Below are 21,667 nucleotides of genomic sequence, written 5' to 3'. Positions count from 1 at the left end.
TATTCCTCCATTTCTTTAACGGATTAGTCGTTCATCATGAGCAAATGTTACAATTTTTCCAATTCGATATGGCTATTTATTTCTACATTTTCTAGAGCCTTCGTGGCTAACTGATGTGCTTCACGATTTTCTTTTCTAGAGATATCTTGATATAACGGTTCAATTCCGATTGTCTCCAGCTTCTCCTCGATTCGGTCTGCCCACTGATTTAGCGTTTTATCCATACACGGCCATTCGCCTAATAGTTGATTGATTACCACTTTTGAATCCCCTTTAAATGTCACTGACTGATGGTGAGTACCCAACTCTTCTAATTGTTTAATTCCCTCAAATAATGCGACATACTCTGCTTCATTATTCGATGTCAACTCTGACACTACCATATTTTTTCGAATGCGATAGGACTTATGATTTTGTCTATAGTATATTGCACAACCTAGGCCTGCTTGGTTCGTTTCTAAATCATATCCCGCGTCAAAAAATACGGTAACATGATGTGGTTCTGTTACTATTTCCTTGGTATATGCGATCAGTTCTTTTTTATCCCAGCGATTACCTTGATGATCAAAAAAATCTATTGACTCGGTACGATTCCATTTTTCAAAATCATTAGCAATCTCCAGTGCCATTTCTGCATCGATATCCTCTGAAAAAAATGTCGTGCGAATTCCTTTTGGTGATATATAAGCTATTTCGATTGTGACATACATGAATGACATCTCCTTTTGCTCATATCTTTATTTTCTATAAATAGAATAGTAATGGTACAAGCTTTGTTATCGAATGATGGGGGAGTGAAAGCAGTTGACAATTTTTCTTAGTTATATGTTTCTCGGCTTATCTTTAGCCGCACCACTTGGTCCAATTAATGCGGCACAAATTAATCAAGGAATTAAAAATGGCTTCCTGCATTCATGGATGATCGGATTAGGTTCCATTATAGCAGAGTTATTTTTTATTCTTGCTGTTTATTTTGGGGTTGTCCATTTTTTAGAAACTCCTTTTATGAAGACATTCTTATGGTCGTTTGGTGCATTTGTTCTCTTGTATACAGGTATTGAAAGTATGGTTTCCACACAATCTGTCCAATTAAGAGAGGAACGTGATTCATTACGAAAGACCTTTACTTCTGGATTTCTGATTTCCATCAGCAATCCGCTCTCGATTTTGTTTTGGTTAGGGATTTATGGATCCGTACTAGCTAACACAATCGATAAATATGATACACTTCATTTGTTTTGGTACAGTTCAGCAATTATGCTCGGCGTCATGATCTGGGATGTGTCAATGGCTCTTATCTCCAGTGGATCTCGTCGTTTATTGTCAGAGAAAACCTTGAAGATGATTTCTGTCGTTACAGGCCTTTCCTTAATTGGTTTTGCCATTTATTTTGGTTATCAAGCCATTCTACTCATATTTTAGATCACCTTATCTCATACTAAACATGGTTTAGTATAATTGGATAAGGAGAATGTTGTGTGAGTGAATCATCATCTTCATCTGAAAAGAAAATAGCTTGGTGGCAATTAGCCCTGACCGGAGTCGGATGTACGATTGGAACAGGCTATTTTCTTGGTTCGAGTATTGGAATCAAACTTACCGGTCCTTCAATCGTTTTTTCTTTTTTGATCGCGGCTATCGGCACCTATATTGTCTTTAATTTATTAGCAAAAATGTCAGCTGCTGATCCTCAGGAAGGTTCTTTTTGCTATTATGCGGAAAAAGCATTTGGTAAGTGGGCTGGCTTTAGCTGTGGTTGGAATTATTGGTGTTCGAGCATATTAATAATGGGCAGTCAATTAATTGCCTTGGCTATTCTTACAAAAGCATGGTTTCCTAATATTCCGCTATGGGTGTTTGCGGCTATTTATGCGACACTTTCTATTTTGGTCATATTACTAGGCACACGAGGGTTTGACCGTATTGAAGATTTTTTAGCAGTGATTAAAACCGCTGCGATTATTATGTTTATTATTATTGCCACCATTGCACTAGCTGGCGGAATTCCGGGTGGATCAGACTCCGAGCCAGGCATTCCAACTAACTTTGGTAATACTTTTACCGGCGGATATAAAGGATTTTGGGCATCATTAATATATGCTTTCTATGCTTTTGGTGGTATTGAAGTCATCGGGTTAATGGCAATCCGGTTGAAGAAAAAAGAAGATGCGCCAAAAACCGGAAAAGTCATGTTAGGATTACTCGCTATTATCTACATTATCTCCCTTTGTCTGGCAGTAATCATGGCTCCAGTTGACAAATTCGACCCAAGTGAATCACCTTTTGTAACAGCTTTAGCCGATTATGCACTACCATTTTTTCCACATGTTTTTAACGCAGGCATCATTGTCGCTGGCTTTTCTACGATGACTGCAGCATTATTTGGAGTCGTTACTTTATTAGTAACATTGGCAAAGGATGGAGACGCACCAAAGCTTTTTTCGAAGAAACTAAAAAAATTTAAAGAATTGCCTGTTCCTTCTTTATTACTTGCCACAATTGGCTTAGCAGCTTCGGTTATTACAGCATTATTATTACCGGAAAAGATTTACGAATATATTACAACAGCTGCTGGAATATTACTGCTATTTAATTGGGCATTTATCATCCTTTCATCATGGAATGTTTTAAAGGGAATAAAGCTGTTAAATAAGGTGATCGCATGTGTTGGCCTACTGTTTATTGTGGCAGCAGTATCGGGGACACTAATGGATACAAGCATCCGTCCTGGTTTTTGGATTAGTTTGTTATTTCTATTTCTCATTGGTACCGTAACTTTGATCATGCAAAGACATTGGAACAATCAATGAACGATTGTTCCAATGTCTTTCTGCATGATGGCTATTCTATTTTTACTACTACACTATTTCGAAATGAAGATAAGTAATGTCTTCATAACTGCCAGTAAATTCTCCCCTCTCTATTTTGATTTAATGAATGACTGGATTATAGAAATAGAGCTACAACATTCATAGTCCACGGAACTTTTTCCTTATTAAAGCTACTAACACCAATAACAATGGCAAAAACAACCCAATCGTAAAATCATAGAACGGCCAAATAGAACTCATTTCATTTATATACGTAATATTAGGCGAAATAATAAGAGACAGGACAAACATAATTAGTCCAAGGGGATAAACAGTTGGTCTATAATCCTTAAGATTAAGTGCTTGTGCTAAACCATGACAAGTAAAATAAAGATAAATAGTCATCCTAAAGAAAATAGTAATAAACCATATTCCTGCAATTACAATTTCAACCCTTGTAATAAAATCTCCGACATTAATTTTTTGAGCTAACAGGTAACCCGGATACATATATCTTGATGTCTGTTCATACCCAAGAACTAAAATGGTTAAGGTTGTAAAAACAACTAACACAATTCCACCAACCAAAACTCCACGAAATAAATTCTTCTTTATTTTGGCTTTTTCATTAACGTAAGGAAAAAACATCATAAACAGGACAAGTTCGACAAAGGGGTATGTAATAAATGTTAACGAGGCACGAACAATTGGTTGCACCCCTTCTTCCATTGTTGGCTGAATATTCTCCAAATTAATTTGAGGAATTAAAGGAATAATAATTATTATTAGCAACAAAAAGATATAAGGATAAAAAATTTCTACACAGCGTGCCATAGTTTCAAGACCAAGTCGAGTAGCCATAAGAACGATTATTAGGAATAAAAGGTGAATAGCTTCAATTGGAGTATCAGGTAGTACTTCTGTTGTGATAAAATCACCAACTTCCCTTAATGCCACGGCTGCATATAAAAAGGAATAGGATAAATATAAGAAGGAAATACAGGTGCCGATAAATTTCCCCATCACCTTTCTATTTAATTCGATGATAGTTAAATTAGGAGAAATTTTACTAATACCATAGTAGACCATTACTATTATCAGACCAATAATCAAACTAAAAACTGCTGCAATCCAAGCATCCTTCTTCGCTTCAAGAGCAATGATAGATGGCATTATTAAGATAGCATCTCCAATAACATAAATAATGACCAGTATAGTAAATTGGTGAATACTAATTCTATGGCTGTTATAATGCATTGCTTTCTCCTTTACTGTATATTTTAAGAATTTGTTTATCCTCTCTTTAGAAGTGCCTACTTATATGTATCATTAACATGAATTGCTTTTTTAATCATTTATTCAGATATGTAACATATTGCTAGCAGAATTCAATAAAAAGGGAATAATCTTAATGATTAGAGACATACTATTTTTTGCTACTGGAAAATATTCGGGCTATGAGAGAGATAAAGAAAGGTGAAGCTATGCGACGACGTATCCAAAAACTAATCAAAAAGAAAACGAAAGATTTAAATTCTAAAACTTTAGATCAAAAGCAAAAGAAGTCAATCATTTCATCCTTAGAAGAAAGTATAAAGCATCTCAATGAAACATTAGGTAATAGTGATGATTTCGTCGTAAGAAAAATTAGCGTTGGGAAAGAAGAAGATATAAATATAGGTATTTTTTATATAGAAGGGCTTGTCGATACTGAAAGAGTAAGTGACTTTATAATCGAACCATTAATGTTTGATTTTCAAGAGGATGAAAGTATTCATTCAAAGCAAGATTTATTGACCGTAATAAAAGATTCTACTATTGCTGTTGGTGATATTCAAGATGTATCTGATTATGAATCTTTAGTTTCTTCACTTGCTTCTGGCTACGTGATTATCCTAGTCGATGGATTTACAAAGGGATTTACTATTGGGCTTACTAATGAGAATTATCGGAATGTAACAGAACCTAGTCAAGAAACCGTAGTTAGAGGACCAAAGGAAGGCTTTACCGAAACTTTAAGAACAAACACGGCATTGATTCGCCGAAAGATAAACAGTCCTAATCTTAGGATTGAGACAAGAAAAATTGGAGAAGTTACCCAAACACAAGTTTCTATTATGTTCATTAAAGGTATTGTCAACGAAAAAGTGTTAGAGGAAGTGAGAGCACGTCTTAGCAAAATAAATATTGACGGACTATTGGAAAGTAATTATATTGAGGAATTAATTCAAGACAAGACATTCTCTCCATTTCCTACTATATACAATACGGAACGGCCTGATGTTGTTTCCGCCTGTCTTCTAGAGGGACGGGTAGCAATTTTAGTAAATGGCACTCCCTTCGTTCTTGTGGTTCCTTCATTATTTATCCAGTTCTTTCAAGCTGCAGAAGATCACTATCAACGATGGGATTTTAGTACATTCATTCGCTTTCTTCGTATAGCCTGCTTTTTTATCACTTTACTCGCTCCGTCGTTATTTATTGCTATTACTACTTATCATCAGGAAATGATTCCGACACCACTTCTGATTAGTTTAGCAGCCCAACGAGAAGGTGTTCCTTTTCCTGCTTTTGTTGAAGCGTTATTGATGGAAATAACATTTGAAATATTGCGAGAAGGTGGCATAAGAATGCCTAAGGCAGTTGGACAAGCCATATCCATCGTTGGAACATTAGTAATTGGAACAGCCGCAGTAGAAGCAGGATTTATATCAGCTGCAATGGTCATAATTGTAGCAATAACTGCAATTGCTAGTTTTGTCATACCTGCACACAATATGAGTATTTCGATACGATTGATACGTTTCTTGTTTATGGGGCTAGCAGCATCATTTGGATTATTTGGGATTACTGCAGCATTTATTGGGCTAATCCTTCATTTATGTAGTATTCGTTCATTCGGCATACCTTATATGAGTCCCTTTGGCCCATTCAATGTTCCAGATCAAAAAGATTCTCTTTTCAGGCTTCCTCTTTGGAGATTGTCTACCCGACCTCGGTTGGTTAATCAACAAAATATCAACCGTGAACAAAGCCCTTCTCCAAAACCACCATCTAAAAAATAAAAGGGGGTTGCTAGATGACCAAGAAAATAATTATATTCATGATTATAAGTATCTTATTTCTATTTATTACTGGTTGCTGGAATCGCCGCGAACTAAATGAACTTGCCATAAGTGTAGGCGAAGGAATTGACAAAGAAGAAGATCTTTACAAAGTATCAACCCAAATCGTTATACCAGGCCAAATTGAATCAAAAACAGCTGGCCCTTCTTTTGGTGCACCTGTAGAACTATTTACTGCAACAGAAGATACAGTCTTTGAAGGCGTGCGTGAAATAACTAGGGAAAGCCCTAGGAAATTATATCATTCTCATCTTCGTGTCCTAGTAATTGGAGAAGCCTTAGCTAGAGAAGGAATAAGTGACGTGTTAGATTTTGTTTCTCGGGATCATGAATTCCGAACTGATTTTTATATTGTCATTGCCAAGGATACAAGTGCTGAAAACGTTCTCTCCATCTTAACATCCATTGAGAAGATACCAGCAAATAATATGATTTCCTCTCTAGAAACTTCTGAGGAAGTATGGGCTCCAACAACGGCCGTGACATTAGATGAATTAATTAAAATGTTAGTAACAGAAGGGAAAAATCCTGTGCTAACCGGTATTATGATTCAAGGCGATCCATCTATCGGTGGAACTACGCAAAACCTTGAAAAAATACCTCCTTCAACACATTTGAGATATTCCGAAATGGCTGTATTTAAGAAAGATAAATTAGTAGGGTGGTTAGATCGAGACCAAAGTAAGGGCTATAACTTCATTATGGATAACATAAATAATACGGTAACAGATGTTAGTTGTCCTAAAGAAGGGAAATTCAATTTTGAGATCATACAGTCTAAAACAAACATGGAAGCAAAGATGGAAAAAAATACACCTAAAGTAGATATCATTATTCAGTCTGAAGGCAATGTGGGAGAGGTAAAATGTAACATTGATTTATCAAAACAAAAAACGATAGAGGAATTAGAAAAACGAATAGAAGATAACATTTCTAATACCGTTAAAGAGACCATAAAGGCTGTACAGGAAGATTTTTCTGTAGATATTTTCGGGTTTGGCGATGCTATGCATCGTTCAGACACAAAAGCTTGGAACAAACTGAAAGAAGACTGGAATGAAACACATTTTGCCGACCTTGATGTGCAAGTGCAAGCTGATATAAAAATTCGTCGATTAGGTAAAATTGGTAATTCTATTATACCGGAGATTAAGGAGTGATTCTTTTTGTGGGTAATAATAGTGGTTTTCCTGATAGGCTTCATATTAATCTTATTGGAAGTACCATCCATTTGGCGAAGAGAAGAAAAAAAAGAACTATTGGTATTTTCCATCCTACTTGTAATTGGTATTGGCCTGAACGTAGCTAAAGAATTAAATTGGAATATCTTAAACCCTCTTGATGTACTGATATTCATATATAAGCCTATAAGTGATTTTGTCATGTCGTTACTAAAATAATGGGATACTAAAATCGAGATAGTTTTGAATCCATTATTTTTATTCAACAGATTCTAGCGATTTGACTTATTTATATTTTTATTAGCGTGCATAATGGTTAATGGATGTTAAGGGGTGATAGCTTATTACAACGTATAAAATAAATGCAAACCAATTGTTTGTTTTGATTTTCCTTTTTGAAGTTGGTAGTTCCATTGTCGTGGGTGTAGGTTTTGATGCGCAACAAAATGCATGGTTGGCAATACTATTAGCTTTGATAGGTGGAATCATTCTTTTTATTGTGTATTATTATCTATTTCAACAATATCCTAATCATGTGTTTACCGAATATTTGGAAGAAATATTAGGGAAACCCATTGGGAAAGTTGTTGCTATTATCTATATCCTCTACTTCTTTTATATTGCAGGTAGGGTATTACGTGATTTTGGAGATTTGCTCATTACAACAGCACTTGATCAAACACCTTTAATTGTTGTGAATTTAATTATTGTACTGTTAGTATTGTACAGTTATTATTTAGGAATAGAAGTAATTGCAAGGGCTGGCAATATATTCTTTATCATGCTAATTATATTGGCATTTTCATTTTTTTTATTAGTATTTATCGATCAACTACCCAAAATTGAGAATCTTCAACCGGTTCTTGAAAAAGGATGGGAGCCTGTTATTAAAACAGCATTTCCATTAACCCTCACATTCCCATTTGGAGAAATTATCGTATTTACCATGATTTTTCCTTTCCTAAATCAAAAGGAGAAACTTTTTAAAATAGGAGTTGCTGCTCTAACATTCAGTGGTATCTTGCTAATGCTAACGATGACATTGATTCTAAGTGTATTAGGGCCGACATTAAGTAGTGAATCACAATTCCCTCTTATGGATGCAATTGCAAAAGTAAACATAGCTGACATTATACAGCGTTTAGATCCAATCGCTCTTGCTATACTAATAATTGGCATTTATTTTAAGATCACCATTTTCTATTTTGGTGGTATGTATGGCTTTGAGAAACTAATTCAAATAGAAAAAAATAAACGAAAATATTATTTGCTGATCTCAGGAGGAGCCCTTCTTACAGCTTCTATTTTTATGGCTGAGGGGCTGACTCAGCACTTGAAAATCGGTCTAGAAATTGTCCCATCTTATGTACACCTCCCTCTACAAGTATATATTCCATTAATACTTGTAATTATTAATGTAGTAAAAAACAAAATGAGCAAGTATAAGAATAATTTGCAGTAATACACTTTATCTCAAATATACTAAAAGAAAGGAACCTTTAGAAAGTACTGATCTATCCTTCCCATTATTCTCACATCCATTAATAAGCTCACTTGAAAACTTCAATAGAGAAAGTGAACACTTAGCCGTATTATTGCAGCCATATCCGCTTTAAATTGATTGTTGAAATAAGCCGCAGTTTATAGGGATATGAGTCAAAATCATAATGGCATCACCACTTTCTAGGCTATTGCATAAGGTATAAGGAAAGGTGGGAAATCATAATGGCAAATCAACAAACACCGTTATCATTTAAGTTTGATGTCAACAAGAGTCCTTTTTTCGTCGCTAATAGTCAGAATTACATTAACATCGCAGGTCAGAAACAGTTGAATAGCTTAGAAAACGTGTCCCTTCTCGATATTTTTCTAAGTAATCATCACATTGTAGAACCGCATTATCATCAAAATGCCGCAGAATTAGTTTATTGCATAAGTGGTGCAGCAATTGTTTCAATACTTAATCCTAATACGAAGCAGTTCCATCATTATCCTATTACTCCAGGCCAGATTGTCCAAGTTCCTCAGGGTTGGTGGCACTATGAAATAGCTACTTTAGATCAAACCCATTTGTTAGCCATATTTGATGCAGCAAATCCTGAAGTGATTCTAGGTTCAGATATATTACGATTAACACCTCCAGATATAATGGCATACACTTACGGCATGAACCAGCAATTGTGGCAACAAGTAATATCCCCTATTCAATCGTCCACCTATATTGGTCCCACGAGTTAATAAATCTTTGCAATTATGCAAAAAGCCATCCCTTAATTTTAAAGCAGATGGCTTTTTTGTTGGAAAAAATATCATATCAACAAAAGATAGCTAACTTCTATAGAGAATCTATTAACCAAACACCTGCCCTCCATTCACATGAAGTGTTTGTCCGGTTACAAAGCGGGAATCATCTGAGGCAAGATAGACAAACGTTGGAGCGATTTCAAACGGTTGACCTTGGCGATCCATCGGGTTACCTGCAAGCGCCACTTCATCAGCAGAAAAACTGGAAGGAATTAATGGTGTCCAAAATCGCCCTGGAGCAATAGCATTAACTCTTATTCCTTTTTTGACTAGATTTCTAGCAAGTGCACGTGTAAAGCCGATATTAGCTCCCTTAGTCGCGGTATAATCAATCAATTGATCGTATCCGTAAAATGTAACAACAGAGGAAGTATTAATGATCGAACTTCCTGCTTTTAAGTATTTTAATGCTGCTCTTGTTGTATAAAAATGGGAGTATATATTTACTTTAAACGTGTCATCAAACTGTTCATCTGTAATATCTTCTAAACTTGATTGCTGGAATTGAATACCGACATGGTTGCATAAAACATCTAACTGACCAAATTTTTCTACTGTCTTTTCCACAATAGTCATGCATTGTTGCTTATCTCTTAGATCACCTGGTAACAACAAACAACTCTGGTCTAACTCCTCCATTCGATTTTTAGTTCGACTGGCATCTTTATGTTCATCTAGATAAGCAATGGCTACGTTTGCTCCTTCTTTTGCAAAAGCAATCGCAGCAGCTGCTCCTATCCCACTGTCTCCACCTGTAATAAGTACTACTTTATCTTTTAATTTTCCACTCCCCTTATAATGAGGATTTTCAATGATTGGTTTAGGCACCATTAAGTCTTCTACTCCAGGTTGGCGATATTGACGTTGTTCAGGAACTGTTAAGGCTACCTCTTCATATTGAGTTATCTTTCCGTAATTCGGATACATCGGATACCCTTCGTGGCTCGGCCTGTTATCAGACATGTAAAAGCCTCCTTTTAAATCTCGCTAGAAGTACTCTATGTCATTTAGGCGAATGTCGTGTTTGTCTTACAGATGAAAGTTGCGAACTAGTGATTTTTTCCTTCCATTTTGATTCAAAGAATTTTGCCTATCATGAAAAATGAACTAGCTCTTTAAGAGAAAAAAAGCATAACCTGCTATCAGGAGGTGAAATAATGCGCTATTATTACAACCCAGAAGTAAAGTACTTATTGATTCCGGAATCTCAGAAAAAGGAAAATGTTTTATACGACAATAATCCAACACCTTGGCAACTGCCTGCGATCGGATTTAGACCACCTTATTATGTGAATCCTGTCTATCAACCATATTATCCAACCATTTAACAGAGAATAGAAGAAACCGGGAGATAATTAAATAGGTAGTACGAGAATCCGAACACTCTGAACGAAGCGTAGGCAAAATACGCAGACTCCTCATGACGAACACGAGCTAAAGACTGCACACGGTATAGGATACACTGCACAAGCAAGCTTGGAGCAGATGTTGACTTATGCCCTTTGGTTGAAAGCAAAGTATTTTGCCGAAGCGATATGGGTACTCAGACATTCATGTTCGGATTTTTCCTATCTAATTCCTCTTTTGTCCAAGCCTCATTTAACACAATTTCCCTCTGTATCTAAACCCAAGTACATTTGCATAGAAACAATTTAAGTGGGAAAACCAAAAGAATAGAACGCGTAATTTTGAGGTGGTTAAAATACGTACAAACTCATTTGTTAATCGTAAAAGAACAAAAGAGAAAGAAAATCCTAATCTCACTAAATTAGTTAAAAATCTTGAAAAAAACTTAAAAAATATTAAGACATTATTAGAAGAACCAAACGATTTAGTGATCCGAAAATTCAACGTTAGAGGGTCAAAACATTGGTGTGCCACTGTTTATATAGATGGTTTAGCAGATGGTAAATATGTACGGGACCATATAATAGATAATTTACAGTTAGAAACTGAAGGCAAACAAATTCCTGATGATAAACAACAGCTTTTTGACGAATTAAATAAGAATTTCCTTTCATCTTCTTCACTTCAAATAGGATATACATTAGATGATGTCTCCAATGGAATTTTAAACGGGAGTACCGTAATTTATTTAGATGGTATAGATAAAGTGTTTATTATAAAAACACAAGGCTGGGAAAAACGCGATATTAAAGAACCTGTAACAGAGTCATTAATACGTGGTCCAAGAGATGGTTTCGTAGAAGATTTACGTACGAACATGGTTTTGATGCGTCGTTATATCCACGATCCAAATTTACGATTTAAGACATATCAAATTGGTAGACGATCAAAGAAAAGTTTAGTTGTAGCATATATAGCTGATGTTATTCACCCAGATATCTTAAAAGAAATAACGAGACGACTCGAATCGATTGACACCGATGATGCACCTGAATCAGGTTTTATCGAACAATGGATTGAGGATAATTATCTTTCTCCTTTTCCTCAAATTATGAATACAGAGAGGCCAGATAAGGCTTCGGCTGCTCTTTTGCAAGGGAAGGTTGTCATTATACTTGATGGTAGCCCGTTTGTTTTAATTGCTCCATCAACATTAGGGAGTGCCATGCAATCCCCTGAGGATTATTATGAACGATGGACAATTGGAACTTTGCTGAGAATCTTACGTTATTTAGGAGCATTTATCGCTATATTCCTACCGTCATTATATATTGCATTAGTGGCTTTTCACCCAGGTATGATTCCAACCAATTTAGCATTCTCTATTGCTGCATCAAGGGAGGGAGTCCCTTTTACTCCTTTAATAGAAGCGCTTCTTATGGCTGTCACCATGGAGTTATTGCGAGAAGCTGGAGCTCGATTGCCGAAGACAATTGGACAAACCATTGGCATTGTAGGTGGATTAGTTATAGGAGATGCCGCCGTACAAGCTGGAATTGTGAGTCCTATCATGGTCATTGTCGTTGCCCTTAATGCCATTGCTTCGTTTGCCCTACCGGCATATAGTCTCGCAATTGCATTTAGAATCATTCTATTTGGGTTTATATTCTTAGCTGGAACATTTGGGCTCTATGGAATTATTATCGGGTACATCATGGTAAACATCCATATTGTTAACCTTAAAAGTATTGGTGTTCCCTATACAACGCCATTTGCACCTACCTTCTTTAAAGATTGGGAAGACCTTATCTTTCGCAAACCCGTTCCACAGTTAACGAAACGTCCAGAATATATGGAAACAAAAGATAAGCAGGCAGTAGATAAGGAGAATAGGTAATGAAAAGGTTTGAATACGCTGATGAGAAAATTTCTGATAAGCAAATTTTGGTAGCGGTTCCTTCATTTGTGATTGGCATAGGAATCCTTTCACTACCACAAAGCATCGCCTCTATAACCATGGCATCTGATGGCTGGGTATCTCTATTAATCGGAGGAGTGATTACCATTATCATTACTTGGTCAGTCGCTAAACTCTCAGCAAGCTTTCCACATCAGTCGTTTATAAACTATGCATCAACTATTGTTACCAGACCTATAGCAAGTGTTTTAACCTTTCTATTTGCGATCCAAGCAACTAGTATAACTTCATTACAGGTTCGCCAAATAGCTGACATTGCCAAACATTATTTATTAAAAGAAACACCTGTCGAAATCATTTCACTCACCTTTCTATTATTGATCATTTATGCTGTAGCAGGTTCAAGGATTGGCTTATTCAGATTAAACACCATGTTCTTACCATTTGTATTAATCGTTGCAGCAATCGTTATTGTCTTTAATATTAATTGGTTTGATCTAGCTTTCTTATCACCAACTTTTGAAACTAGTTTTAGCGGATATATAGAGGGTGTAAAAAATAGTGTTTTGTCTTATGCAGGTTTTACTATTTTATGGTTTTATATCACCATTGTAAAGGAACCAAAACAGACACCAAAAATGGCTGTTTTAGGAATGTGTATACCGGTAGTTTTGTATATCTTTCTTTATCTTACCTGTATCCTAGTTTTCGGAAACTCTGTTACCTCCAATTTGCAATATCCTACCATTGAACTTGCTAAAATCCTGGAAATTCCAGGTGGTATTTTGGAACGGTTTGAATCACTTTTCTTCGTTATTTGGATAATGGCCATTTTCAACACAACTGCCATGACATTTGATATTGCTGTGCTCGCACTTCATTCTATTTTTGCAAATGTGGGTAAAATGAAGGTTATTTTCATAATTGGTCCGATTGCATATGTTATCGGCATGTATCCACAAGACTTAGTTCAAGTTTCTATCTTTGGATCGTTTATTGGCTATAGTTCTGTACTATACACGGTATTTGTTACGCTTTTATTATTTGTCATCGCTAAAATAAGGAGGGTGAAGTAAAATGAAACGCTCTCTTTTATTGCTGTCTTGCTTCACTTTACTATTACTTGCCGGTTGTTGGGATGAATTACCTATAGATGAACGAGGTTTTGTTATTGGAAGTGGACTGGATATGGCAGGTAAAAATACAGAAGGTACTTATGATATCACACTGACAAGTCAGTTTGTTATACCAGGTAACTTATCCAATCCGACTCAAAACGGAGGACGAGAGCAAGCTGCATTCAAAAATATATCTACTACTGGTCAGAGTTCCTTTCAGCTTTCCAGGCAGATGTTAGGTCTTACAAATTTGATTCCTAACTATGAACATTTAAAGATTTTAATCATTTCCAGTGACATTGCACGCGATCCTAAATTATTCTCCAGTATCGTAGATGGCTTTATTCGTGACCATGAAATGCGTAGAGGAATAAAGGTGATGGTATCAGAAGGAGATGCAAAAGACGTACTTAATATCAAAACGGAAACAGAACCACTCCCTTCCCTATTCATCAACACTATAGTGGAAAATAATGTGAAATCGCTAGAATTAATCGAACCAGTCCGGATAGGACAACTGCATCGTTATTTGTTAGATGAACACAGCTATGCTCTGCCTCTGTTAACATTATCAAAAGATAATGTTAGTTATGAAGGTGTAGCCGTGTTTGATGGAAAATCAGACCATCAAGTTGGAACAGTTTCTGGTGATGACTTAAAAGGTTTAAGACTAATTAAAGGGAATATTTCAAATGGCATGTTACTTTTTCATATAGATGGGCAACTTATGATATATGAAATAAATGCCGCAAAGAGCTCCATCAAAATAAATGCTGCCAATCCAGACAATGTAAAAATATCGATATCCATTGATACAGAAGGAGCTATTGCTGAAATGTTTGGAGGCAGGTCACTTTTAGATCAAGCATATATGAATGAAATTGAAAAACAGATAGAAGAGAAAATCGAGCAAATTGTTAACCATACAGTAGAGAATGCACAACAGGAGTTTGAAGTTGACTTTTTCGGTTTCAGTAATATTTTAAAAGAAAAACACTATGATGACTGGAAGAAGATTAAGGACAATTGGGATCATGGAGATAAACTATTTTCCAAAAGTACAGTAGATGTATCAGCTAACGCTATTGTCAGAACTATTGGATCTTCAGATAAGGCAAAAGACAAAGGAATGGAGTGATGACATGTGGGAAAACATAGTAGGTAGATTAACTGATAAATTAGTTTTAGTTTGCACCTTATTAACTTTTATCGTACCCTACGTTTTTTATAAAATAAACCAAAAACTACACCAAAGTGGCGATCCCCCATGGAAGAAAAAGGTCTAGTTACTATTTTAGACCCTTTCTTCCAGACCCCACTTTTTCAACAGCAGTGTTTTATATATGATAATTCTGACTATTTTCTGCATATTTCCATAAATTTGGTTATATTTCATTCCATTATTTGGAATACTAATCTTAACGACTACTTTAAGAAGGTGTAAAAATGAACCGTAATACTGCTGTCGCATTGCTAAACAGAAGATACTCCCCCATTAAACAACCTTTTTTTCTTTCCATATCCATAACTTTGCTCACTAAAAGAAAGGTGCTAGAAATGTGAAGGCATCTGAGGCTATATTATGGAGTATCGCATTACCTGGATTTGCTCAAGTACTTAATGGAAGAATAGTTAAGGGGATTATCTTAATTGGCTTAGAGTTTTTAATTAATATTCAGTCACATTTAAACGAAGTCATTATTTTTAGTTTTTATGGCCAAATTGAAATGGCTATTGCAAATGCAAACTTTCAATGGCTCATGTTTTACCCATGTTTATATTTTTTTGCTATGTGGGATGCTTATCGTGATACTGGTGGTAATGAGAAGCCTTATGCTTTCTTACCATTTGTATTTTCTGCCTATTTTGTAACTGTGGGAACGATCTATTCCTCCACGTTCACTTTGTTTGAGGTGCTATTAGGACCGCTTTGGCTACCGATATTAAGTGTATTACCAGGGATGCTTGTAGGATTTCTATTGCAAAAGCTCATGAGAAAGCGAGACTCCTTAAGATGTCAGTTGAAATAAGAAAAACCGGGAAAACCCACCCGGTCCTGTTCAAAGTAGTTATTTTGACATGATTAATAGTCGTAACAACCGCTTCGGCTTGCCCACTTCGCTTTCCAGGGGGCGTGTCTTCAGCTAACTTTTTCAAGCGGGTTTTGCTTGGAAAAGTTAGCTTAGTCGAAAATCCCGTGGAAAGGGAAGTGGGGTTTGCCCTTCAGCAAACTTTTTCGAGCAAAAGCGGCTGGAACGAATCAACTGAGATAAAGGAATCACGGTGGTGAGTTTTCGAACCGATGAAGACTTTACCTAAAGGTACAACTGCGACTAAGCCTCTGGTTTAACCAATCGGCAAGTCTTCTTTATCGTAGGACGATTCGTGAATTCGCCTAGTTTCTGGGTGCTTGCGTAGACAGGCACCTAATTTTTATACTTTCTTTGCATTTAACGAAAAAAGTAGCTCCGTTTTGCAATACTTTCTGGTACTTCAAAACGGAGCTACTTTTTGAGGTCATTCTTCTTTATTTCTAGCTAATTTTTCACGATCTTTCGTTCCTGGAGGCTGTTCTAACCAATTATTTTTAATCATAATATCTGCACCACTTTTTGCTAGCTTTGATACTTCTAATGACAGACGTTCATAATCGACCATCAAATCACTTCGTTGACTGGCGGCTGCAGCAGTAGCATAATTACCAATTCCAGCTGACGTGAGCAGTGACATATGAAACATCATTAATTTGTCGGAAAAAGTTTTAGTAGTCGAATGACTTATTGCGACATCTGGAAGCTCTGGAACATCTACATCATTATCTAAGAGTGTATCAGTAAAAATTTTAATATGTTTTTGGGAGACTTTTTTTGCTCTCAGCATAAATTCTTGGACTTCTTTCGTAGGTGACGTTTGGGCAAATGAAATACATAACTTATATCCAATTATGTTGGTCTTAATATTCAAATACAAATGGGAAATCTCGATAGCATTTAATGGACGATTTTGATTCAAAGGATTTAAACCACTCATATATTTTTTACTATCCACATATTCCGTTTCTTTTGGTACTTCTATATATGGATGTCTTGGACTTACTCCTTTTGATTGAGCAATTTCACTTGATTGATTAAAAAGATTCATTGTCTCGTTGAGAGCTTGCGAAAAGTAATTTCGTATATCCTCCCTATAACTCATTGAGATAAAACCACCATATGATACTAATCCCACAGTCGCCATATGTTTCACATAGCTTAAGCAAAATAAATCTGTATAAAGCCAAGGAGCATGTATGTTCACATTTTGTTCGGTAAACCCATTTGGTTTCGCAAAATCATCTTGTTCAAAGATAGCGAGTAATTGCTCAAGATGACTTGAAGAGAGGTCATAGGCATACTGTATAACTGGTTTTATATCCGCATCTTCAATATGTTCCAGCATAAAGCCTAACACGCATTTCGCCATACTGTCATTCATATATCCCGTCCATAACGAAGCAATTTCACTCGATGTTAGATGTATCATTTTGTCACTCATAAGTAACCTCCAATAATAGTAATCTCATACTTATTATGCTCAAAAATCATGCATAATATGATATATAAAATGAGACTATACTCAGTGGAGGTCTTACAGACGATTAGCACAGTGACAATCTATACACGTGCCCATCTATTAACAGAGTTGATTAATCTTATGATGACGATTTCCGTAATGATAACAAAACTAGCGCTGTAAAGATTAGCACTAAACCTATTACTATTTGTACAGTTATTACTTCTTTTACAACAACCATTCCTAGAACGGACGCTGTAAGTGGTTCTGCAAGTGAAAGTGTCACAGCTGTTGCTGCAGAAGTGCCTGACAAACCACAGGCATAGAATAAGTAAGCAATCGCAGTTGCTAAAATTCCTAGATGTAATGCTACGATGATACCTTTCGATTCCAATAGCCAAGAAAAATCATACAAGAATAAAATCGGTGATAATAAAAGCGCAGCAAGCGTGAACACCACTGCAACAACCGTTTCCGAACGGTGTTGTTCCAATAACTTTTTGCTAAACAAGGTATATGCTGCAAAAGATAAACCCGCTCCAACAGCCATCAAAATCCCAAATGGTGATATCATAACTGTCTCTTCATTCGAAGCTAGTAATGTACAACCTGCTACCGCTAATATAGTAGCTAACCACCAACTTCGGTTTGGGATATTTCGATAAAATAGCCATTCTAGTAATCCTGCTAATATTGGTGCACTCCCAATTGCTACCACTGTACCAACTGCTACACCTGTCCATGATACGGCAGAGAAAAAGAGCGGTTGATAAGCCGCCATTGATAAGGCTGCTAAAAATGTTGTCAGCTTTGACCACCCATTGATATAAAATTTTCCTTGTATGACTACAAAAACTAATAAAACTATTCCACCAATCGCTAAACGAATGGCCCCAATAGCAACAGGATGTGCGGATGATGGTGCAAAGCTTTGAGCTGTACCTGTTGTTCCCCATAGTACAGCAGCAATTAATATGAATAAAAAAGCATTTCGCCGGCTCATAAAACGCTCCCCTAAGTTCCTCTGACTTTTTAAACAACGCCATTCAATATCATTCATTTTCTATAATATACCAGATTTAAATTTGCTTTCACAAATGCAAGATAAAAAAATTGGGGCAAAACTCACCTAGCGACTTTGGAGTAGATGAAATATATGGACAGTATTACCACTATTCCGATGCTCACTTCTCTCTTGACGTATCTAATACAAGTAAGAACACTGTATGTAATGGTAAGATTTCCTGGTAAAACTGAATTAACCGGAAAATCTGCCTATTAAAATGAGGAGTTTTTTCGGTAAAAATATAGTTACAGGGAAAACTACCAAGTAGCATAAGAGGTTTTCCCGATAATAAAGGTACCGAAGTTAGTTGAGGCCATGCCCGCGGAAAGGGAAGTGGACAGCCGCAGCGATGGTTTCCTATACGGTTTATTTCAAAATGGCTACTTTGATAACAAATGCGTTGATACCGAGGATTATATACTTTCTTTCCTTATGAAAAAAGGCTCTCCATAAGTCATTAACGATAACTTATGGAACAGCCCTTTTCGTTATGTTGTCCCCTCTATTCTTTTATTGGGAGTGATTATCGCTTTCCCTTCCCGTACAAATCTGCCTGAACCTAACCATGCTGCAAATGCAAAAATTAAATAAATAGCCTGTGTCGCATGTGCTCCTTGTAGAATGACCTGCAAACCCATCCCAAATCCGAGGGAAGGGATTGCGATCAGAAATGTCCGGAAGATCCGCTCGAAGCCTTTTTCAAGCGGCAGTGGCCAAATCCTGGAGAAAAACACTCCTAAAGCAACTCCCATTCCTGATACAACAAAAAGCTGTATCAAGGTAATTGGTGTGGGAAATGGCCAGTTCATCAGATAGTGACCAGTTAAATAAAAAATTTCAAGAAACAGGGTTATCCCCATCACCTTTTGAAACGTCTTCCTATTCATCCATGGATGGAAAAGATATAAGATGACTAAAAAAAGCGATAGTACAAAAGTCCAATTCATCTTTTTCCTCCTTTCTGTCACTTGATCTTATCATTACTCATCTAACTCAGGAGCACGAACATTTTCAATTAATTCCTGGATATCTTTGGGCGGTTCTGGAGTCATCCGGGAAACCATAAAGCTGACAATAAAGTTCAACATCATTCCGACTACCCCGACACCTTGAGCATTAATACCAAAGAAACTTTCTAAAATCGGTGCCTCCGTACCAAAAATAGATGGAGAGAGAATTGCACCAATCATAATCAATGTGAAACTCAAACCAGCAATAATACCTGCGACAGCACCTTCTTTATTCATTCGCTTGTCAAAAATACCTAACAGAATAACCGGGAACAAACTTGCTGCACCTAAACCAAAGGCAAGTGCCACAACCTCTCCCGCGAATCCTGGGGGATTTATGCCGACATAAGCTGCGATAGCCAGTGCAATTAGTAAGGTCATCCGACCAACTCGTAATCGTTGTGATTCAGAAGCCTCTTTATTAAAAATTCGATAATAAATATCATGGGATACAGCGCTTGTCATCGTAATTAATAACCCTGATGCCGTTGACAATGCTGCCGCTAAACCACCAGCTGCGACTAACGCAATAATGAAAGGAGCAAGATTTGCTACTTCTGGAGTGGATAACACAATAATATCTCCATCAATGGAGACCTCATTGTCTTCACCACCAGTAAAATTCACGACTCCATCACCATTGATATCATCTAATTGTAAAAGACCTGTTGTTTCCCACTTACTTACCCACTCAATACTCTGAACTTCTTCGATTGGCTTATCTGCGATCGTATCGATTAAATTGTATTTAGCAAATGCACCAACTGCAGGAGCAGTTAAATAAAGCAGGCCAATAAAGATGATCGCCCAAACCGCTGACCAACGTGCTGCACGAACACTTTTAACCGTATAGAAACGGACGATTACGTGAGGAAGTCCTGCCGTCCCCGCCATTAAAGCTAGCGTAACCATAAAGACATTAATCATGGATAGATCAGTAAATGGTGCCATATATTCCGTCATACCGAGATCTACTTGGATTTGTCCCAAGCGATCAACAATATCACTGCTTGTTATAGCGAGTTGCGGAATGGGATTACCTGTCAGCTGAAACGAAATGGCAAACGCCGGGATTAAAAAAGCGATAATAATAACAAAATATTGAATCGCCTGTGTCCAAGTGACACCTTTCATCCCACCAAGTAATGCAAAGAATCCGACAATTGCCATTCCAATTAAAACACCGACAATAATATCGACCTGAAGATAACGACTGAAAACAATCCCTACCCCACGCATTTGACCTGAAATATACGTAAGTGAGATAAAAATCGTTGCGATTGCTGCTGTCGCACGGGCACCATTTGAATAAAAACGATCACCAATAAAGTCAGGAACCGTAAACTTGCCGAATTTACGTAAATAGGGAGCAAGCAGTAATGCTAAGAGAACGTAACCACCAGTCCACCCCATTAAGTAAATGGTTCCGTCATAGCCTAAAAATGCTACCAGTCCTGCCATCGAAATAAAAGACGCGGCAGACATCCAATCCGCAGCAATGGCAGCTCCATTCGCTACAGTTGGAACTCCCTGTCCAGCGACATAAAAATTGGAAGTATCACGAACCCTTGACCACCAACCAATTCCCGTGTAAATAGCGAATGTAATAAGTACTAGAATAATCGTAATAGCTTCAACACTCATGAAAACCCCTCCTTATACCTACTTACTCTAAGCCTAATTCCCATCCTTTATCATTTCTTTATATTGCTTATCGAGTTTATCCATTCGAATGGCATATGTGAGTATCAGGATGATAAATACCAATATCGAACCTTGATGTGCAAACCAGAACGATAAGGATACATTGAAAAACTGGATTTTGGAGAGAGGTTCAGCAAATAGAACTCCCGCACCAAGACCAACCAAAAACCAAACAATAAGCAAACTTATGATCAGTTGGATATTTTTCTTCCAATACCATTTCTGTTTTTCATTGAGTGTTTGATTCATAGACTATTCCCACCCTTTCCTGCCTTTATTAATGTTAGAGTATAATAGTAAACGCTTACAAATTTCTGTTAATTAGCTCCAACTTATTATTAGGTTAATCACACTGCTAACCGTACATATGACCACCATAGAAGTCTTACTTTATGCTTTTCAAAGCCCATCCTCTTTGAAAGCATAAAAAAATACTAAATACTCTAACATTTGTACTTAGTATATTAAATATAATTGATTCAATTTCGAGATTTTCTTCAATTGTAGTTGTATCTGTTTAAAATGTTGAATA

At 36.6% G+C, this 21,667-nt stretch carries 20 protein-coding genes; 12 read left to right on the top strand and 8 right to left on the bottom strand.

The window, feature by feature from the left end:
- Window positions 1-47: 47 nt before the first annotated feature.
- Window positions 48-710 (bottom strand): reverse transcriptase-like protein, encoded by a 663-nt coding sequence (locus J5J03_RS17075; protein WP_208591139.1) that lies wholly within the window; start codon window positions 708-710, stop codon window positions 48-50.
- A 94-nt stretch (window positions 711-804) separates the two neighbouring features.
- Between J5J03_RS17075 and J5J03_RS17070 the strand changes: the two genes are divergently transcribed.
- A complete protein-coding gene (locus J5J03_RS17070; protein WP_208591138.1) occupies window positions 805-1,422 on the top strand; it encodes a LysE family transporter in 618 nt (205 codons plus the stop codon).
- Between the two features lie 56 nt (window positions 1,423-1,478).
- Window positions 1,479-2,810, top strand: a complete 1,332-nt coding sequence (locus J5J03_RS17065) for an amino acid permease (RefSeq protein ID WP_208591137.1) — start codon at window positions 1,479-1,481, stop codon at window positions 2,808-2,810.
- Between the two features lie 159 nt (window positions 2,811-2,969).
- On the opposite strand, the gene J5J03_RS17060 is transcribed toward J5J03_RS17065, so the two are convergent.
- Window positions 2,970-4,067, bottom strand: a complete 1,098-nt coding sequence (locus J5J03_RS17060; RefSeq protein WP_208591136.1) for a GerAB/ArcD/ProY family transporter — start codon at window positions 4,065-4,067, stop codon at window positions 2,970-2,972.
- A gap of 227 nt (window positions 4,068-4,294) precedes the next feature.
- Here J5J03_RS17060 and J5J03_RS17055 point away from each other — a divergent pair, with 227 nt between their 5' ends.
- The 5 genes from J5J03_RS17055 (at window position 4,295) to J5J03_RS17035 (ending at window position 9,354) form a co-directional block, all read left to right on the top strand.
- Complete coding sequence (locus J5J03_RS17055; RefSeq protein WP_208591135.1) at window positions 4,295-5,875, top strand: spore germination protein; 1,581 nt, start codon at window positions 4,295-4,297, stop codon at window positions 5,873-5,875.
- A gap of 14 nt (window positions 5,876-5,889) precedes the next feature.
- Window positions 5,890-7,095 carry a Ger(x)C family spore germination protein gene (locus tag J5J03_RS17050; RefSeq protein ID WP_208591133.1) on the top strand — a complete coding sequence of 402 codons (1,206 nt, stop codon included), beginning with the start codon at window positions 5,890-5,892 and terminating at the stop codon, window positions 7,093-7,095.
- A 6-nt stretch (window positions 7,096-7,101) separates the two neighbouring features.
- Window positions 7,102-7,335, top strand: coding sequence for a hypothetical protein (locus tag J5J03_RS17045; protein WP_208591131.1), 234 nt, complete (start codon window positions 7,102-7,104; stop codon window positions 7,333-7,335).
- Between the two features lie 124 nt (window positions 7,336-7,459).
- Window positions 7,460-8,578, top strand: coding sequence for a GerAB/ArcD/ProY family transporter (locus J5J03_RS17040; protein ID WP_331460522.1), 1,119 nt, complete (start codon window positions 7,460-7,462; stop codon window positions 8,576-8,578).
- A gap of 263 nt (window positions 8,579-8,841) precedes the next feature.
- The gene (locus tag J5J03_RS17035; RefSeq protein ID WP_208591126.1) at window positions 8,842-9,354 is read left to right on the top strand and encodes a cupin domain-containing protein; all 513 of its coding nucleotides are present in this window, start codon (window positions 8,842-8,844) and stop codon (window positions 9,352-9,354) included.
- Window positions 9,355-9,465: 111 nt separating this feature from the next.
- On the opposite strand, the gene J5J03_RS17030 is transcribed toward J5J03_RS17035, so the two are convergent.
- Window positions 9,466-10,383 carry an SDR family oxidoreductase gene (locus tag J5J03_RS17030; RefSeq protein WP_208591124.1) on the bottom strand — a complete coding sequence of 306 codons (918 nt, stop codon included), beginning with the start codon at window positions 10,381-10,383 and terminating at the stop codon, window positions 9,466-9,468.
- 194 nt (window positions 10,384-10,577) lie between these two features.
- On the opposite strand from J5J03_RS17030, the gene J5J03_RS17025 reads away from it, so the two are divergent.
- From J5J03_RS17025 to J5J03_RS17005, 5 genes are all read left to right on the top strand, one after another.
- On the top strand, window positions 10,578-10,748 hold the full coding sequence (locus J5J03_RS17025; RefSeq protein WP_208591121.1) for a hypothetical protein: 171 nt from the start codon (window positions 10,578-10,580) through the stop codon (window positions 10,746-10,748).
- A gap of 374 nt (window positions 10,749-11,122) precedes the next feature.
- Window positions 11,123-12,664 carry a spore germination protein gene (locus tag J5J03_RS17020; RefSeq protein WP_208591390.1) on the top strand — a complete coding sequence of 514 codons (1,542 nt, stop codon included), beginning with the start codon at window positions 11,123-11,125 and terminating at the stop codon, window positions 12,662-12,664.
- The gene (locus J5J03_RS17015; protein WP_208591119.1) at window positions 12,664-13,761 is read left to right on the top strand and encodes a GerAB/ArcD/ProY family transporter; all 1,098 of its coding nucleotides are present in this window, start codon (window positions 12,664-12,666) and stop codon (window positions 13,759-13,761) included. The genes J5J03_RS17020 and J5J03_RS17015 overlap by 1 nt, the downstream gene beginning before the upstream one ends.
- A gap of 1 nt (window position 13,762) precedes the next feature.
- Window positions 13,763-14,941: a Ger(x)C family spore germination protein gene (locus tag J5J03_RS17010; RefSeq protein WP_208591118.1), complete on the top strand. Its 1,179-nt coding sequence runs from the start codon at window positions 13,763-13,765 to the stop codon at window positions 14,939-14,941.
- Between the two features lie 421 nt (window positions 14,942-15,362).
- Window positions 15,363-15,833, top strand: a complete 471-nt coding sequence (locus J5J03_RS17005; RefSeq protein ID WP_208591117.1) for a hypothetical protein — start codon at window positions 15,363-15,365, stop codon at window positions 15,831-15,833.
- Between the two features lie 487 nt (window positions 15,834-16,320).
- Here J5J03_RS17005 and J5J03_RS17000 read toward each other — a convergent pair whose 3' ends face one another.
- The 5 genes from J5J03_RS17000 to J5J03_RS16980 form a co-directional block, all read right to left on the bottom strand.
- Window positions 16,321-17,337 (bottom strand): DUF3231 family protein, encoded by a 1,017-nt coding sequence (locus tag J5J03_RS17000; RefSeq protein ID WP_208591116.1) that lies wholly within the window; start codon window positions 17,335-17,337, stop codon window positions 16,321-16,323.
- Between the two features lie 157 nt (window positions 17,338-17,494).
- Window positions 17,495-18,358 (bottom strand): DMT family transporter, encoded by an 864-nt coding sequence (locus J5J03_RS16995; protein ID WP_208591115.1) that lies wholly within the window; start codon window positions 18,356-18,358, stop codon window positions 17,495-17,497.
- A gap of 551 nt (window positions 18,359-18,909) precedes the next feature.
- On the bottom strand, window positions 18,910-19,368 hold the full coding sequence (locus tag J5J03_RS16990) for a hypothetical protein (protein ID WP_208591114.1): 459 nt from the start codon (window positions 19,366-19,368) through the stop codon (window positions 18,910-18,912).
- Window positions 19,369-19,401: 33 nt separating this feature from the next.
- Entirely contained in the window at window positions 19,402-21,075 is a 1,674-nt protein-coding gene (locus tag J5J03_RS16985; RefSeq protein WP_208591112.1) for a sodium:solute symporter family protein, read from the bottom strand.
- Window positions 21,076-21,108: 33 nt separating this feature from the next.
- Window positions 21,109-21,384, bottom strand: a complete 276-nt coding sequence (locus J5J03_RS16980; RefSeq protein ID WP_208591111.1) for a DUF4212 domain-containing protein — start codon at window positions 21,382-21,384, stop codon at window positions 21,109-21,111.
- Window positions 21,385-21,667 lie beyond the last annotated feature (283 nt).

It is taken from the genome of Gracilibacillus suaedae (assembly GCF_017599345.1).
GTDB classification, from domain to species: domain Bacteria; phylum Bacillota; class Bacilli; order Bacillales; family Amphibacillaceae; genus Gracilibacillus; species Gracilibacillus suaedae.
Note: the sequence above shows the minus strand (reverse complement) of the source record. Positions and strands in the feature narration are given on the sequence as shown.